The following is a 15,554-nucleotide window of genomic DNA, read 5'->3' on the forward strand; positions in this document are numbered from 1 at the left end:
CCGGCCGCGCCCTGGGTCTACTCACGGCAGATCGTTTTGGTCGCAACATCATGAAGCGGGGAAAAAGTCGCACACGACCGGCCTGTCAGGTCCTACTACAGCCCAATAATCGCAGCAACCATCGCTACGGACTTCACCACTCCCGCCCAAGAACTCTCAGCCAGCTTCGTACCGATAGACGCGAGGAAGGCGCCCAACAGCTCCTTCAGATGTGATCTATCTGCGGACGGCGCGCTAGCCGCTTCCTCCAAGGCATCTAGCTTGGCGTCACTCGAAGGTGGTGCATCTGATCGAGCGGCCAGCTGCTCCCTCATACTTTTGATCAACTCGAGCAGTTCTTCTGTCTCTTGAGCCGAGACGCTGTTACCACTTTGAACGACGTTATTACCTGCGCTCACAGCACCGACGTTACTGTGCTGAACGTTCACATTGTTGCTCTGATCTATGTGACTGCTGTGATCATTCGTCACGCCTACTGTCTGATCCAGCAACTGCTGGGGGAGGGCGTCATGATCCCCTACCCGATCACCCAGAGCGGTGAGTCGCGGGGTCATTAGGGTGTCGCCGACAACGTTGCCCGTCACTAAGTCATGATCCTTCAAGTACTTAAGCGCTCTGTTGACCTCGGGTTCTGTCACCTCAACGCCATCCACCAACTGGCCGACGAAATCCGCAACGAACCGTGGTTCCTCCTCGTCGATCCATCGCAGCATTGCGCGGATGATGAGTTGACGCCTAAGCCAGCCATTCGGCTTTCGACCAGCAGCCAACTCTTCGGCGATCTTCCGGCCTTGAGTCGATAACGTCCACTCTCCTGCAGCGGACTGCTCCTTATGAATCAGCCCCGCGCTGATCAAAATTTTGTTCATATCGAGTCGGTCGTACTCACTCATCCACGGAGGAGTTTCCGAGGTCCCGTCGCCCTCTTGCAGCACCCACTCAAGGACTAGGCCCACGTCGTTGGTCGCGTACTGCTCTGCTGCTGCCCGAATACTCATTGCGCACCCTTCTAGATGTGTCGTCTCGTCATCTTCTCCGACTACCGGTAGATGGACTAGTAGTTGGCCAGGCGACAGCTGGCCAAGGTGGCGGTTGTCGCGTTGCGCCGAGTACACCCGAAGTGTGGACTTTTTCGAAGATGGCGGAAGTTTTTGACGGGTAACTGGCGGGGTCAGTAGCCACTACAGTGCACGGTTGGTCCCGCAAAGCGATCCTCCACTGTCACATTCCCGCATGTCATGGAGCGTCAACCGCTAAGGCCAGCCGCAACCATGCTGTCAGCGTCCCCTTCATCCTTGAGCTCAGGATCTGATGGTTCGTTCACAATTCCAAACGGAACATGCACGCTGGGGATCTCATCGGCCGCACCCTCAAGGTGGCGCAACTGGTCGTCAAAAAACACATGTGGTTTGAGGACGCGCAATACTTTGGCTTTCTCGACTCCACCAAGGAAGAACGCATCATTGACCCGAACGCCCCACGACTGAAGTGTTCTAACCACTCGCTCATGAGACGGTGCGTTACGAGCTGTAACGATGGCGACGTGTACTCGGCGGTTATAGTCGGCTTGGTCTTCCACAAGCTTTTCCTCGATGTCTTGAATGCGGTTGATGCCGCGGAGGAACTCAAACAACCGGCCCTCAGGAAGAGGCTCTGTGAGACGTTTTGTTTCGTTTTCGTGGAACGCTGGCAAACCTTCGGCCTGCATGACCCGTTCCGACGAATCATCGGCGAGGACTCCGTCGAAGTCGAAGGCGATGCGAAGGTCAGTGCCGTCAAGATCGGCTGCGGGCAAGCCCAGTACCTGACCAGCGGCAAAACCCTTGGATATGGCGATCCGAACGTCGTTCTTGTTCTGAGACAAGAACAAGGACATGTTGAGAGCGCCCATGAAAGCGAAGGGCGATCGTCCTTGCATGAAAATTGCGCGCGATATGGGTAGCTCATGGTGCGCTATGGATCGCATCACGCGAAGGCCGGTCTCCGGGTCGTTGCGTGAGAGCACGATGACTTCCACCAGCGGAACCTCGCCTTGCGCAAGGTCATTTAGCGAGAGAAGGCGCTTGATGAAAGGGAAAGCGACCCCTGGCTCTAGCGCCTCGTCGATATGAGTTTCCTGATATTCGCGATAGACCGCTTCCCCGTGCTCGCGAAAAACAGAGTCAGCATCTGACAAATCGAAGAGCGCACTTGAAGCTACTCCTACTACAAGCATTTTTCCAGATCGTATGCCATGTTGCTCCTGCTCCCCCGCGAAACATCCTCCAATCACGCTACCGGACGTAACTCGATGCTTGAGGGATCTCAGTTCTTTTAGCCTGCCCGCAAGCCGGTCCATCAGCGCATCTAGATCAAAGAGGCAACGTCCCAGGCTGGATGAAGGCCATAGAGAGTTCAGTCAGGGATTCGATCTGCAGGTCGGCCAGACCGACCTCCGGGCGTTGGGCGTGGAGGTGCCCCCACGGGCCACGACGAATGAACGCAGTTCGCATACCGGCCCTACGGGCTGGCAGGACATCGTTGTCGAGACGGTCACCAACGTAAAGGATTTGCCGGGCATCAAGCTGTGCTGTGGTAACTACTCGAGAAAAGAACTCTGGTGAAGGCTTCGTTACGCCCCACGCGGCAGAGGACGCAATGAAGTCCACATCGAAGCCAGCATCGCGTAGCTGGGCTTCGACACCAGCTGGTTGATTGCCGGCAATACCGATCGACAGGCCCGCTCGCTTAGCGGCGCGCAGGCAAGTGAGCGCGTCGGGGTACAGGTCGGCTTGCTCGATCGGTGGCGGTGCGGTTGGACGCTCGACCCCGAGTATGTCCCATACACGTCGGTGGTCCTCGTCCCGAGCGATGAGTGCACCAAGAAGCCCCATTAACGTAAACGGCGTAACTCCAGCCCGCGCTGCCTGGGCTGACCACGCGCGCGATTCATCAACCAGCGTTTTCTCCGACGTCGAACACCACGGCACGCACTTCAGCCGGCAAGCGTATTTTCGTCATCGTGCAATCCTGCCAGCACTTTCGGGCGTCCGTATGCCGGTCGGTCTGCGCCCGTGCAGGCGACTTTGGGAAGTTGTGCAGGCGACTTCGAGAATCGACACTGCCCGGCTCCTCCAACGCACTTCTGTGTAGCAATACTCAGAGTCAGAATCTATGCACCACTGCCGCTCTCCGTTGATGAGTCCCGTTTCCCCGCAGGGCATAGGGCCGCGTCCGGGGCTACGCGTGAAGCTCTGCAGCAATCCCCTTAGAACAGCGGCCAGGGCACCGCTGGCATCTCGCCACGCGGAGCCGGGAATCGACCTGCCGAGCGCAACCGCGCGCAGCGGGCGGCGAGCGCAGCGACTTCCTCGTCAGTAAGCAGCTCCGCCAGGTCCTGGCCCAGGTCACCGTCGAGACCGGAGTTGACCCGGTCGACGCCCTCGAGTTCCTCCGCACTCAGCGGATCACCGAGCCACCCCCACAGCACCGTCCGCAGCTTGTGCTCGCTGTGGAAGGTGAGCCCGTGGTCCACGCCGTACCGGTGCCCGTCGCTCATAGCCAGGATGTGGTCGCCCTTGCGGTCAGCGTTGTTGACGATCACGTCGAACACCGCCATGCGTCTTAGCGCCGGAGTGTCCTCGTGAATGAGAGCGACCATCCGACCCTTCTCGTCCTGACCTTCGAGCACCTGTTTCCAGCCGTTCTCCGGCACGTCGTCCGCAGCGACGAGGTCCACCGCGCTTTGGTCGGGGTCCGTCTCCTGCCAGAGCTGCACCATGCCCTCACCGAACGGGCCGTCGCGCAGCCAGGTGCGCGGCACGATGTTCCAGCCGAGGGCCTCCGACAGCAGGTAGGCAGCTACCTCCCGGTAAGCCAGCTGACCGTCGGGGAAGTCCCACAGCGGCTTCTCGCCCTTGATCGGCTTGTACACGACCGTCGTGTCACCGATGCTGCCCAGGAAGGTGGCGTTCGACGCCGTCGTGATGCGCCCCGTGAGCGTCAGCTCGGCGGTCACCAGGTCCGGCGCCGGCATCAGACCTCAGGGATGGCGCAGGTATGCCCGTCGGCGTCGATGGGCTGGCCGCAGATCACGCAGATCGGACGCCCGGCGCCCACGATCTCCCGGGTGCGCTTGGCGAAGGCCCGCGCGGTCCCGACGGGCATGCGCACCCGCAGCACCTCGGACGCGTCGACGTCGTCGTCCTCGGGGAAGACTTCGTCCTCCGTCTCGAGATCGGCGATCGGGTACGCCTCAATGACGATCTGCGCCGTCGTCGGATCCCAGCCAAGGCTCATGACACCGGTGCGGAACTGCTCCTCAACGGGTTCGAGCTGGTCATTGTCGACGAGTTCGATGGGAGTGCTGGCGGGAACGCTGAAGGGGTTGCCGTCGAGGGTAATGAGCTGGTCGAGGATCTCGTCGATCTTCTCGGCGAGCTGCGCGGACTGCTGCTTCTCCATCGCGATGCTGACGATCTGTTTCCCCGTGCGCACCTGCAGGTAGAACGTGCGCTGCCCCGGAACGCCGATGGTGCCGACGACGACGCGATCAGGCCAGGCGAACTCGTGAACAGTTGTAGGCATGGGTCTATTTTAGGCTCAACGGGCCGGTGGCGCCGTGTGCCCTGCGCCACCGCCGACCGGCGCATCGGCGGGGGCGACGCTGGCGGCCAGCCAGGACAGGTCCCCGGCGTCGGTGTTGGTCGCGTACACGCTCGGGCGGCTCGCACCGTAGTGCACGATCGACACCGACGCGGGGCCCACCGTGATGCGCTGGAACAGGTCGAGGTGCATGCCGAGCGCGTCGGCGAGGATCGACTTGATGATGTCACCGTGGCTCACCGCCACCCACACGGCCCCCGGCCCGTGCTCGGCTTCGAAGGCTGCGTCCTGACGCCGTATCGCAGCCACGGACCGGGCCTGCATCGTGGCCATGGACTCACCGCCCGGGAAGGTGACGGCGGACGGTTGCGACTGCACCACCGACCACAGGCTCTCGGTTGCAAGGTCGGTGAGCGTGCGGCCCTGCCACTGGCCGTAGTCGCATTCGGTGAGATCGTCGTCGAGCGTTGACTGGGGCGTTCCGCCCTGGCGGTCGAGGATGAACTGCGCGGTCTGCCGGCAGCGCTCGAGGGGGCTCGACACGACCCCGACGACGGGCACCGCCGCGATCCGCGCTCCGGCGGCGGCCGCCTGGTCGCGGCCGACGTCGTCGAGGCTCACGCCGGGGGTCCGACCGGCCAGCAGACCGGACGCATTCGCTGTGGTGCGGCCGTGCCGCACGAGAATCACTGTCGCCATCCACCCAGCCTAACCACCCGCCCGACGGCGTCGGGCGCAGCACCTCGGGAACGGGAACAGCAGAGCGTCCGTTAGGCTGGATGTATCAAGGGGAGTACTCCCGACTGCGATTGACCCGTCACTACGGATGCACCGTTGCATCCCGGGCAATCGGCTCCGGCTTCTGGCCGGGCGGAGGAGACCTTGGCGCCTATGCCCGACGCCTACCCTTGGGAGCACCCCTCATGCAGGTCACACCCCTGATCTGGTTGATCACGCTTGCCGTGACGATCCTCTTCTTCGTCTACGAGTTCTTCGCGCACGTGCGCAAACCCCACGAACCGACCATCGCCGAATCGGCCCGCTGGTCCGCGTTCTACATCGGCCTCGCCCTGCTGTTCGGCGTGGGTATCGGCGTCGTCTCGGGCTGGAGGTACGGCGGCGAGTACTTCGCCGGCTACCTCACCGAGAAGGCCCTGTCGATCGACAACCTGTTCGTCTTCCTCATCGTGATGACGGGCTTCGCGGTTCCGAAGAAGTACCAGCAGAAGGTGCTGATGATCGGCATCATCATCGCCCTGGTCCTCCGCGGCGGGTTCATCGCCATCGGCGCGGGACTGATCGAGAACTTCTCCTGGATCTTCTACATCTTCGGCGCCCTGCTGCTCTTCCTCGCCTACAAGCAGGCGTTCGGCAGCCACGACGCCAACCCGGCCGACGGCAGGTTCATGCAGCTCGTCCGCCGCGTGCTGCCCGTCACCGACGAGTACCACGAGGACAAGCTCACCGTGAAGAAGGGCGGCACCCGCTTCGTCACGCCGATGCTGCTCACGATCATCGCGATCGGTTTCGTGGACCTCATCTTCGCCGTCGACTCCATTCCCGCGATCTACGGCCTGACGAACGAGGCGTACATCGTCTTCACGGCCAACGCCTTCGCGCTCATGGGCCTGCGCCAGCTGTTCTTCCTCATCGGTGGACTGCTTGAACGTCTCGTCTACCTCGCCCAGGGGCTCGCCGTCATCCTCGCGTTCATCGGCGTGAAGCTCGTCTTCCACGCCCTGCACGTCAACGAGCTGGCCTTCATCAACGGTGGCCAGCCGCTCCTCTGGGTACCCGAGATCCCGATCTGGTTCTCGCTGCTCTTCATCGGCGCCACCATCGCCGTCGCCACCGTCGCCAGCCTCATGAAGACCCGGGGCGACGACGCCAGGCTCGCCCGCGACCAGGTGGAGGGCGGAAGCATGACCACCGCTGACTCCGAGGACCGGACCGATGATCCCGAGTCCGACGAGACCCGGAGTTCGACCGCGGGATCCTCACGGTAAAACTGTCAGCTCATCCTGGGGAAGGTACCTGCCGGCGCCGGTGCCTTCCCTAGGTGTTCTGGCGTCCGTCCGGCTTTCCCGGCTGCGGTTCCGTGAACGACCGCTCCCCGTGCACGGCCAGTTCCGCGAGTACAGCCTGCGGGTCGCCCGCCTCGATCAGCTCCAGCAGGAACCGGTGCCGGGCCACGTGGTCCACGAGGTTCTCGTGGTAGTGCTCCCGTACGTACAGGTTCCGCGCCATGCAGAGCAGCAGTTGCTGCTGCACCGAGGCGTAGGTGGTTTCCAGCCGGCGGTGCCCGGCCAGGGCGACGATCGACGCATGGAAGGCGTACCCTCGCTCCACGAGCGTTGCCCTGTCCTCGCGCCGCGCGCAGTCCTCCATCTGTTCGAGGGCATGCCGGCAGCGCTCGAGCCTGTGCGGGTCCGACACGGGCACGCCGAGTTCCACCGCGAGCTTCTCGAGGGCGGAGCGCAGGGTCAGGATCTCGAACACGTCCTGGTCCGTGAGGGTGGCGACGATGGAGCCCTGACGTGGACGCGTCTCGATAAGCCCTTCCTGCGACAGGATGCGCAACGCCTCCCGCAGTGGCGGCCTGCTGATGCCCAACTCCTCGGTCAGGCGTTCCTCGATGAGGCGGTCGCCCGGGCCGAGTGACCCCGACAGGATCTGCTTGCGGATGGCCTCGGCCGCGAGGTCCACGAGGCTCGAGGACTTGATGCGGCCGGAGACCGACGGGGCGGAGGCACTGGTGGACGTGACCACGGGGGATCCTCCATCGAGGGTTGAGGATGAGACGTTCCGTCCATTATGCCGCTGGCTCTTGTCTTATGTCGACTGAATGCTGTAGACAATATGCAAGCGAGAAAGTGACACGGATCACTGACGCGAAACCCGGCAGCAGATCGATGGCAGGTCGCTGCGCGACAACTGTTCCCGAAGAAGCGAAAGGTGTCCCATGACGACGCTGACCAACAGCACGGCCCCCGACTACGAGAAGGCCGATCCCGAGAACCTCAACAGCCTGTACAAGCACCTCCGCGTGGCGGACGTGGCCGACGCCCTCGATGGCATCGGCTACTTCGACATCAACCTCATGGACCCCGCCATCCACCCCCTCTGGTACGGCATGAAGTTCTGGGGGCACGCGGCAACCATCCGCTGCGTGCCGTCCAACAAGCCCATGTGGAAGCTGGACTCCACCCAGGACATCGTCGAGGCCCACCGCATCTGGTTCGAGAAGCACGGCCACAAGAAGCTCCCGGCGGACCTGCGACCCGGCCACGTGATCGTCATGGATTCCGGCGGAGGCCGCGAAGTGGGCTTCTGGGGCTCCGAAAACGTCATGGCCGCCGTCGGCGCAGGCGCAGCGGGCATCATCACGGACGGCTACTGCCGCGACACCGGCGAGGTGACCCTCCAGCGCAACCCCATCTGTGTCCGGGAACGCGGACGCACCATCATCCCGGGCCGTATCGAGGTCGTTGAGGTCCAGACGACCATCGCCTGCGGCGGAGTGCAGGTCCAGCCCGAGGACATCGTCGGCTGCGACGACGACGGCATCATCGTCGTCCCCGCCGCCGTGGCCCACGAAGTGGCGACCCACGCCCGCGCGATCCTGCTGGCGGACATGCACGCCCGCACGAAGCTGTACAAGGCGCAGGGCCGGCCGAAGGACAGCTCCGTCGACATCGACGCCGTCGTCGCCTACTACGAAGGCCTGTAACTCCCCATCACTGTCAGTCAGTGGTGCCGGGCCCGCCCGGCACCACTGCAACGCTTCCGGAGGAAGTATGGCAACGAAGCCACGCACCACAACGATCGGCCTCGCCGGACTCGGGAACCTCGGCCTGCCGATGGCACACGCCCTGCTCGACGACGGCTGGCCCCTCACCGTCTTCGACCCGGCGCCGGACAAAGCCCGATCCTGTGTGGACGCCGGCGCGAAGAGCGCCGAGTCCGTCGAGGAGCTCGCGTCCGCGGACGTCCTCGTGCTCGTGGTTCCGGACGACGCCGCCGTGGAGTCCATCCTGCTGGGGGAGCGGGGGTACTTCGCCACCAGCACCGACGGAGCGGTGATCGTCCACAGCACCATCCTCCCGGCATCGGCCCAGTCCCTCGCCGCGACGGCCCGGGAGCACGGGACGCGTTTCATCGACGCTCCCGTCAGTGGCGGTTCGGCCAGGGCACGCAAGGGCGACCTGACGGTGTTTGTAGGAGCGGAGCGCGAGGACTTCGACGCCGTCGAGGACGTGGTGCGTGCCGTCGGCAGCGAGGTGCTGCTGGCCGGCGCTCCGGGCACCGGAGCGGCCACCAAGCTGGCCAACCAGATGATGATGTTCTCCGCGCTGGCCGGTGCCCACGAGGCGCTGGACGTGGCGGGAAAGTACGGGGTAGCTCCCGAGACGGTGCTCAAGGCCGTGGCCACCTCCACCGGAGCGTCATGGGTGGCCACCAACTGGGGGTTCTTCGACGACACGGCGGCCGCGTACTCCGCGGGCGGAACAGCGGTCAAGGACAGGCCCTGGAGCAAGGACCTCTTCGAGTTCCTCACCGCTGCACGGACAGCAGAAACCTCCGCCCCTTTCGCAGCCCTCCTGAGCCAGCTGCTGCCGGATTACGTCGAGTCCCACGCGCGGGACGCAGCGGCCGGCGAGGAACACGACCACGACGGGAAGGACAACGATGACTGACGTCACCAGAACCGCACAGGCCGCCCTCCTGGACACGCCGCCGCTCGCTGGCGGTCCGTCCGACGGCGGGGGCACCGGCACGAAGCGCCGGACGGCGTCCCGCCGGTCAGGTTCACGGCGGGAGGCGTGGGTCGCCTTCGGGTTCCTGTCGCCCTGGATCGTCGGCCTCCTGCTGCTGACCATCGGCCCGATGCTCTACTCCCTGTACCTGTCCTTCACGAGGTACGACCTCCTCTCGCCGCCGGTCTGGGCCGGCTTCGCGAACTACGAACGCATGCTGGCGGCCGATCCCCGGTTCATCGACTCCGTCCAGGTGACCTTCCTGTACGTCGTCGTCTCGGTGCCGGCCGTGCTGGTCGCCTCCCTCGGCGTCGCCCTGATCCTGAACCAAGGCATGAAGGCGCTGTCCGTGTACCGCGCGGCGTTCTACCTTCCCTCCCTGATCGGCGGCAGTGTCGCCATCGCGCTCCTCTGGCGCCAGGTCTTCGGGCAGGAGGGCATCTTCAACCAGGTGCTGGCGGTCTTCGGGATCCAGGGCCAGAGCTGGATCGGCAACCCCAACAGCGCGCTGTACACGCTCGTGGTCCTCAACGTCTGGACCTTCGGCTCCACCATGATCATCTTCCTGGCGGGGCTGCGGCAGGTGCCACGTGAGCTGCACGAGGCGGCATCGGTGGACGGAGCGAACGTCTTCCGCCGCTTCCGCCACGTCACGCTGCCACTGCTGACGCCGCTGATCTTCTTCAACATCCTGATGACGACGATCAACGCCTTCCAGGCGTTCACCCCCGCGTATGTCATCAGCAACGGCAGCGGCGGTCCGCTGAACTCCACCCTGTTCTACACCCTCTACCTCTATCAGCGCGGCTTCGCCAACCTCGAGATGGGGTACGCATCCGCCATGGCATGGGCACTGGTCGTGGTGCTCGGAATCTTCACCGCCCTCCTGTTCGCATCGGCCCGGTACTGGGTCCACTACGGAGACGAACGATGACCACCTACGCACCCGCTCCCCGGAAGCCCCTGTTCGGTCGCACGATGTCCCGCAACAAGATGGTGCTCGCCGTCGCGAGGCACTTCACGATGATCGTCGTCCTGATCGTCATCCTCTACCCCCTGCTGTGGATGGTGGGGGCATCCTTCCGGCCGGCCAACGAGACCTTCAACACCCTGAGCCTCTGGCCGGGCAACTTCACCCTGGACAACTACGTGGACGGCTGGACCCTCGGGTCCTTCACCTTCTCGCGGTACTTCTTCAACTCGCTCCTGATCACCCTGCTGTCCGTGGTCGGCAACGTCATCGCCTGCGCTTTGGCGGCCTACGCCTTCGCCCGGCTCGAGTTCCCGTTCAAGCGGACGCTCTTCGCGGTCATGCTCGGCACGATGCTGCTGCCGTACCACGTGACCCTCGTGCCGCAGTACGTGCTCTTCAACGAACTGGCCTGGATCAACACGATCCTGCCGCTGACTGTGCCCAAGTTCCTCGCGACGGATGCGTTCTTCATCTTCCTGATGGTCCAGTTCATGCGCACCCTTCCCCGCGAACTGGATGACGCGGCACGGCTGGACGGCTGCGGCCACGTCGGGATCTTCCGCCGGATCATCCTGCCGCTGTCCATCCCGGCGCTCGGCACGACGGCGCTGTTCACGTTCATCAACACCTGGAACGACTTCCTCGGCCCGCTGCTCTACCTCAACCGCCCGGAGCTCTGGACGGTCACCCAGGGCCTCAACAGCTTCCTGGATGCGACCGGGCAGTCCACGTTCGGACCCCTCTTCGCCATGGCGACGCTCTCACTGGCGCCCGTCGTCGGCTTCTTCTTCGCCGCACAGCGACTGCTCATCGAGGGCATCGCCACCAGCGGACTCAAATAGCACCGCCGGCACCGTCCCATCTTCGCCGGAACCACCGATCACCCGACACAACCATGGAGGAAACAATGACGATTCAATCTTCAGCCACACGACGCCGGCACCGCACGGTCGCGGCCACGGCAGCACTCGGAGCACTGCTGGCAGTGTCCGCGTGTGCAGGCGGCACCAGCGTGGGAGAGGCCCCCAGCGGCGACGAGGTCGTGGACGGGCAGGGCGAGGTCACGGGCTCCGCCCGGCTCGCCTGGTGGGGGGCCGGCCAGCGCAACGAGGTGACCAACGCCGTCGCGGACATGTTCGAGGAGGAGCACGAGGGCGTCACCATCGAGCGCGAGTTCGCCGATTTCGGTGCCTACTTCCAGCGGCTCAACGTGCAGGGAACCAGCGGCAACCTGCCCTGCCTCACCCAGATGCAGGGCAGGCAGCTGAACGACTACACGTCCCGCAACCTGTTCCTCCCCCTCGATCCGATGATCGAATCCGGTGCGATCGACGTCAGCGACATCCCCGAGGAGGTCCTCGACACGGGCCGCGGGACCGACGGCAACCTGTACGTCGTTCCCTACGGTGCCGCCTACGACGCCCTCGTCGTCAACGAGACCCTCGTGGAGCAGGCGGGCAGCGAGATGCTGCCCGAGGGCTACACCTGGGAGGACCTGCAGAGCTGGGCCATGGAGATGCAGCCGAACCTGCCGGAGGGAGTGTCCGCACTCTCGCTGAGCGGCGGACGCCCGAACTTCCTCATCAGCTACATGGCGGCGAAGGGTGAGACCCTCTTCAAGGACGGCAAGCTCGGCTTCTCCGAGGAGGCACTGGCCGAGTACTGGACCATGTGGGAGGAGATGCGCAAAGCCGGAGCGACGGCAACGCCGGCGCAGATGAGCGAGCAGCCCGAGCAGCCCGAGCAGAGCTACGTCTCCCGCGGGGTGACGGTCGCCGACACCGCGCCGGGCAACTCGATCATCAACTCGCAGGCCACACTGGACGGGCTCGGGAACGGCCAGACACTGACCTCCCTTCCCCTTCCCTCGGGGGAGGCCGGCCCCGGCAATGTGCTGTTCACGTCCGGCTTCGCCATCCCCGTCAACTGCGACAACGTCCCGACGGCGGCGGCCTTCATCGACTTCTGGGCGAACAACGACGAAGCGGCGGCCGTGTTCGCGTCGTCGAACGGTGCAGTCACCAACTCCCGCCACCTCGAGGCGCAGCTGGAGAACCCCGAACTGCCGGAGCTCCGCAAGCACGACCTCGAGCTCTACCAGCAGATCGCCGAGTCCGAGCCGCCCACGGTCGTCTACCCTCCCGGCTACCAGGCCACCTTCGAGGAGTCCTACACCCGTGCGTACGAGCGCGTGAGCTTCGGCGAGGTCTCCATCGAGCAGGCCGTGTCCGACTTCTTCACCGAGGTCAACGCAGGGCTCGGCGCTACGGGATAACGCACCCGGGGCAGGGGCGGCGCTGCCGCCCCTGCCCGCCCGATCACCCGATCCCCGTACCGACCTGACAGAGGAGAGTTCCGTGCCCCCATCACCACCGCCGCCCGCAGGGCCACCTGCCGCCCAGGCACTCACCGGCATGACCGTCCTCGACCTCACCCAGGTCATGGCGGGACCGTTCTGCACCATGGTGCTCGCCGACCTGGGCGCCGACGTCATCAAAGTGGAGAACCCCCAGGACGGAGACCAGACCCGGCGCTCCTGGGGAACCTCCGGCAAGGGGGAGGACAGCCGGGCCTTCCTCAGCCTCAACCGGAACAAGCGCAGCATCACCCTCGACCTCAAGACCCAGGAGGGGCGCGACTCCTTCTACCGGCTCGTACGGACCGCCGACGTCGTGATCGAGAACTGGAGGCCGGGGGTCGCCGAACGGCTCGGACTCGACTTCGACACCCTCAGTGCCATCAACCCCCGCCTGGTCGTCGCGAGCATCTCCGGGTTCGGGAAGACCGGCCCCTACGCCACGCGGCCCGGGTACGACCTCATCGCGCAGGCCATGGCCGGCGTCATGAGCATCACCGGGGAACCCGACGGCCGCCCCGTGAAGAGCGGGATCCCGGTCGCTGATCTCGGCGCGGGGCTGTTCTGCGCCGTCGGGATCCTCGCCGCCTGGAGTTCGAGCAAGGAGACCGGGCAGGGGCAATACCTCGAGACCTCCCTCTTCGAATCCACTCTTGCCCTCTCTGTCTGGGAGTCCACGGAATTCTGGACGACGGGCGATGCGCCGCTGGCCCTCGGATCAGCGAACCGCATGTCGGCGCCGTACCAGGCCCTTGCCACGAAGGACGGGTACGTCACGATCGGAGCGAACAACGACCGGCTGTGGAACCGTCTCTGCGAGTGCACCGAGCTCACCCGGCTCCTGTCGGACACGCGCTTCATCGACAACCCCAGCCGGATGGCCAACAGGGCGGCACTCGTCGCGGAACTGGAGGCGGTCTTCACCGGGAGGACGACGGCGGAGTGGGTCGACGTGCTCCTCGGCGCGGGCATCCCCGCAGGTCCCATCCAGAACTACCAGCAGGTCCTCGAGGAGGACCCCCACGTGAAGGAACGGGACATGATCAAGTTCATGGACCATCCCGTCGAAGGGCGCGTCGAGGTCATCGGGTCCCCCATCCGGCTCAGCCGGACTCCTCCCACCATCCGTCGGCACCCACCGCTGCTCGGGGAGCACAACGACGAGGTGCTGGGAACATGAGGGCCACCGCTGCTGACGAGGGGCGGATCCTGCTCGAGAGGAGCGGGCCGATCCTCCAGGTGGTCCTGTCCCACCCGGGGCGGCACAACGCCCTCACCTGGCGCATGTACGACGAGCTCGCTGAAGCCCTCGCGCAGACGGCGGCGGACCCGTCGGTCAGGGTCCTGGTTATCCGGGGCCAGGGCGGGGCCTTCGCCGCCGGCACCGACATCACGCAGTTCTCGTCCTTCACGACCGGCGAGCAGGGGCTCGAGTACGAGCAGCGGGTCGGCGCGATCCTCGACGCGTTGCTGAAGCTCAGCATCCCGGTCATCGCCGCCGTCGATGGTCCCGCCGTCGGCGCCGGACTGGCGATCGCCGCCTGCTCCGACGTCGTCATCGCCACCGAGTCCTCGACGTTCGGGGTGCCGATCGCCCGGACGGTCGGCAACTGCATTCCCCCGGTGGTGTTGAGGCGGCTCCAGGCCCGCATGGGCCAGGGACGCACCATGGCCATGCTCCTCGCCGCAGCACTCCTGCCCGCCGGGGAAGCACAGAAGGCAGGCTTCGTGTACAAGGTGGTGCCGCACGAGGAGTTCGAGGCCACGCTGTCGAAGCTCAGCACCAGGATGAGCCAGACGGCCCCTGTCACCATCGCCGCGCTCAAGGAGATGGACCGGCGCCTGCAGGAGGATCCGGCCGCGAACGGCGACGACCTCCTGCTCGAGTGCTACGGCAGCGCAGATTTCCAGGAGGGCGTCGCAGCCTTCACCGAGCACCGCACACCCCGATGGAAGGGATACTGATGGAGCAGGCACAGGAGCATGCACCCCGCGTCGTCGACGCGCACCACCACTACTGGAAGCTCGAGGCCCAGGAGCAGGCCTGGCGCACGTCCGACCACAGCCACATCGCGCGGGACTACGAACCCGCCGACCTGGCCTCGGAGCTCGTCGGCTCCGGAGTCGACGCGACGGTGCTCGTCCAGTCGGTCGACAGCAGCGACGAGAACGACCGGCTCGCGGCCTACGCCTCCTCGTGCGGCACGGTGGCCGGCGTCGTCGGCTGGCTCCCGCTCGAGCAGCCCGAGGCGGCCAGGGCCGAGCTGGCACGCGCGGACACGACGGCGTGGGCAGGGGTCCGCTGCCTCGTGGGGAAGCGTTCGCTCGAGTGGCTGGGCAACCCCGACGTCATCTCCCTGTTCGGGGACCTCGCCGAGCGGGGACTGTCCTGGGACATCGTGCCCGTCACTCCCGACCAGGTGTCGGCGGTCGGCGCCCTGACGCGCGCGGTCCCCGACCTCCGGGTCGTGCTCGACCACCTCGCGCGTCCGCCGGTGGATTCCGCCGGCTGGGAGCCGTGGGCGGGGCAGATCGCCGAGCTGGCGACGTCGCCCTCCGTCTCCATCAAGGTCTCCGTCGGGATCGACGTCCTGACCGCGTGGTCCCAGTGGCGGCCCGACGAACTCGCTCGCTATGTGGACTGGGCGCTCGCACAGTTCGGCCCGCAGCGGTCGATGCTGGCCAGCAACTGGCCCGTCATCCTGCTCCAGCGCAGCTACCGGGAGGCGTGGCAGGACCTCTCCGCGCTCGTGGCCGCCACCGGCCTGTCCGCCTCCGACCTGGCAGCCGTGCGCGGCGGGGCCGCGATCAACGCCTACCGGCTCCACGAATCCATTCCCGCCGCGTGAGGAACCACGCGAGCACGAGCTCCTGAAAGAAGCCG

16 protein-coding genes are annotated in these 15,554 nt (G+C 65.4%); 9 read left to right on the forward strand and 7 right to left on the reverse strand.

Going from position 1 to position 15,554, the window contains the following annotated elements; all coding sequences use genetic code 11:
• Window positions 1–95 precede the first annotated feature (95 nt).
• The 6 genes from CXQ96_RS03925 to CXQ96_RS03950 form a co-directional block, all read right to left on the reverse strand.
• Window positions 96–998 (reverse strand): hypothetical protein, encoded by a 903-nt coding sequence (locus CXQ96_RS03925; RefSeq protein ID WP_104116719.1) that lies wholly within the window; start codon window positions 996–998, stop codon window positions 96–98.
• A gap of 248 nt (window positions 999–1,246) precedes the next feature.
• A complete protein-coding gene (locus tag CXQ96_RS03930) occupies window positions 1,247–2,215 on the reverse strand; it encodes a 5'-nucleotidase (RefSeq protein WP_104116720.1) in 969 nt (322 codons plus the stop codon).
• Between the two features lie 136 nt (window positions 2,216–2,351).
• A complete protein-coding gene (locus CXQ96_RS03935; protein ID WP_258058819.1) occupies window positions 2,352–2,873 on the reverse strand; it encodes an HAD family hydrolase in 522 nt (173 codons plus the stop codon).
• A gap of 374 nt (window positions 2,874–3,247) precedes the next feature.
• Window positions 3,248–4,015, reverse strand: coding sequence for an SCO1664 family protein (locus CXQ96_RS03940; RefSeq protein ID WP_104116721.1), 768 nt, complete (start codon window positions 4,013–4,015; stop codon window positions 3,248–3,250).
• On the reverse strand, window positions 4,015–4,566 hold the full coding sequence (locus CXQ96_RS03945) for a DUF3090 domain-containing protein (protein ID WP_104116722.1): 552 nt from the start codon (window positions 4,564–4,566) through the stop codon (window positions 4,015–4,017). The genes CXQ96_RS03940 and CXQ96_RS03945 overlap by 1 nt, the downstream gene beginning before the upstream one ends.
• A 15-nt stretch (window positions 4,567–4,581) precedes the next feature.
• Complete coding sequence (locus tag CXQ96_RS03950; protein ID WP_104116723.1) at window positions 4,582–5,283, reverse strand: MSMEG_4193 family putative phosphomutase; 702 nt, start codon at window positions 5,281–5,283, stop codon at window positions 4,582–4,584.
• Between the two features lie 224 nt (window positions 5,284–5,507).
• Between CXQ96_RS03950 and CXQ96_RS03955 the strand changes: the two genes are divergently transcribed.
• A complete protein-coding gene (locus CXQ96_RS03955; RefSeq protein ID WP_104116792.1) occupies window positions 5,508–6,590 on the forward strand; it encodes a TerC family protein in 1,083 nt (360 codons plus the stop codon).
• Between the two features lie 49 nt (window positions 6,591–6,639).
• Here the strand turns inward: CXQ96_RS03955 and CXQ96_RS03960 are convergent, their stop codons facing one another.
• The gene (locus CXQ96_RS03960; RefSeq protein ID WP_104116724.1) at window positions 6,640–7,353 is read right to left on the reverse strand and encodes a GntR family transcriptional regulator; all 714 of its coding nucleotides are present in this window, start codon (window positions 7,351–7,353) and stop codon (window positions 6,640–6,642) included.
• 193 nt (window positions 7,354–7,546) lie between these two features.
• On the opposite strand from CXQ96_RS03960, the gene CXQ96_RS03965 reads away from it, so the two are divergent.
• From CXQ96_RS03965 to CXQ96_RS04000, 8 genes are all read left to right on the forward strand, one after another.
• On the forward strand, window positions 7,547–8,314 hold the full coding sequence (locus CXQ96_RS03965) for an RraA family protein (RefSeq protein ID WP_104116725.1): 768 nt from the start codon (window positions 7,547–7,549) through the stop codon (window positions 8,312–8,314).
• Between the two features lie 67 nt (window positions 8,315–8,381).
• Complete coding sequence (locus tag CXQ96_RS03970; protein WP_104116726.1) at window positions 8,382–9,281, forward strand: NAD(P)-dependent oxidoreductase; 900 nt, start codon at window positions 8,382–8,384, stop codon at window positions 9,279–9,281.
• Window positions 9,274–10,275, forward strand: a complete 1,002-nt coding sequence (locus CXQ96_RS03975) for a carbohydrate ABC transporter permease (protein ID WP_104116727.1) — start codon at window positions 9,274–9,276, stop codon at window positions 10,273–10,275. The genes CXQ96_RS03970 and CXQ96_RS03975 overlap by 8 nt, the downstream gene beginning before the upstream one ends.
• Entirely contained in the window at window positions 10,272–11,156 is an 885-nt protein-coding gene (locus CXQ96_RS03980) for a carbohydrate ABC transporter permease (protein ID WP_104116728.1), read from the forward strand. The genes CXQ96_RS03975 and CXQ96_RS03980 overlap by 4 nt, the downstream gene beginning before the upstream one ends.
• Window positions 11,157–11,221: 65 nt before the next feature.
• Window positions 11,222–12,589 carry an ABC transporter substrate-binding protein gene (locus CXQ96_RS03985; RefSeq protein ID WP_181036342.1) on the forward strand — a complete coding sequence of 456 codons (1,368 nt, stop codon included), beginning with the start codon at window positions 11,222–11,224 and terminating at the stop codon, window positions 12,587–12,589.
• 82 nt (window positions 12,590–12,671) lie between these two features.
• Window positions 12,672–13,850, forward strand: coding sequence for a CaiB/BaiF CoA-transferase family protein (locus CXQ96_RS03990; protein ID WP_258058825.1), 1,179 nt, complete (start codon window positions 12,672–12,674; stop codon window positions 13,848–13,850).
• Window positions 13,847–14,635, forward strand: coding sequence for an enoyl-CoA hydratase (locus CXQ96_RS03995; RefSeq protein ID WP_104116731.1), 789 nt, complete (start codon window positions 13,847–13,849; stop codon window positions 14,633–14,635). Before CXQ96_RS03990 ends, CXQ96_RS03995 begins: the two co-directional genes overlap by 4 nt.
• Window positions 14,635–15,519 carry an amidohydrolase gene (locus tag CXQ96_RS04000; RefSeq protein WP_181036343.1) on the forward strand — a complete coding sequence of 295 codons (885 nt, stop codon included), beginning with the start codon at window positions 14,635–14,637 and terminating at the stop codon, window positions 15,517–15,519. The genes CXQ96_RS03995 and CXQ96_RS04000 overlap by 1 nt, the downstream gene beginning before the upstream one ends.
• Window positions 15,520–15,554 lie beyond the last annotated feature (35 nt).

The organism is Arthrobacter sp. B1805 (assembly GCF_002929745.1).
Taxonomy (GTDB): Bacteria; Actinomycetota; Actinomycetes; order Actinomycetales; family Micrococcaceae; genus Arthrobacter_D.

Coding starts and splice junctions, on each gene's coding strand:
- CXQ96_RS03985 (WP_181036342.1), top strand. CDS start 11,222: ATGACGATTCAATCTTCAGCCACACGACGCCGGCACCGCACGGTCGCG.
- CXQ96_RS03970 (WP_104116726.1), top strand. CDS start 8,382: ATGGCAACGAAGCCACGCACCACAACGATCGGCCTCGCCGGACTCGGG.
- CXQ96_RS03935 (WP_258058819.1), bottom strand. CDS start 2,873: ATGGGGCTTCTTGGTGCACTCATCGCTCGGGACGAGGACCACCGACGT.
- CXQ96_RS03975 (WP_104116727.1), top strand. CDS start 9,274: ATGACTGACGTCACCAGAACCGCACAGGCCGCCCTCCTGGACACGCCG.
- CXQ96_RS03980 (WP_104116728.1), top strand. CDS start 10,272: ATGACCACCTACGCACCCGCTCCCCGGAAGCCCCTGTTCGGTCGCACG.
- CXQ96_RS03940 (WP_104116721.1), bottom strand. CDS start 4,015: ATGCCGGCGCCGGACCTGGTGACCGCCGAGCTGACGCTCACGGGGCGC.
- CXQ96_RS03995 (WP_104116731.1), top strand. CDS start 13,847: ATGAGGGCCACCGCTGCTGACGAGGGGCGGATCCTGCTCGAGAGGAGC.
- CXQ96_RS03930 (WP_104116720.1), bottom strand. CDS start 2,215: ATGCTTGTAGTAGGAGTAGCTTCAAGTGCGCTCTTCGATTTGTCAGAT.
- CXQ96_RS03950 (WP_104116723.1), bottom strand. CDS start 5,283: ATGGCGACAGTGATTCTCGTGCGGCACGGCCGCACCACAGCGAATGCG.
- CXQ96_RS03965 (WP_104116725.1), top strand. CDS start 7,547: ATGACGACGCTGACCAACAGCACGGCCCCCGACTACGAGAAGGCCGAT.
- CXQ96_RS03925 (WP_104116719.1), bottom strand. CDS start 998: ATGAGTATTCGGGCAGCAGCAGAGCAGTACGCGACCAACGACGTGGGC.
- CXQ96_RS04000 (WP_181036343.1), top strand. CDS start 14,635: ATGGAGCAGGCACAGGAGCATGCACCCCGCGTCGTCGACGCGCACCAC.
- CXQ96_RS03945 (WP_104116722.1), bottom strand. CDS start 4,566: ATGCCTACAACTGTTCACGAGTTCGCCTGGCCTGATCGCGTCGTCGTC.
- CXQ96_RS03955 (WP_104116792.1), top strand. CDS start 5,508: ATGCAGGTCACACCCCTGATCTGGTTGATCACGCTTGCCGTGACGATC.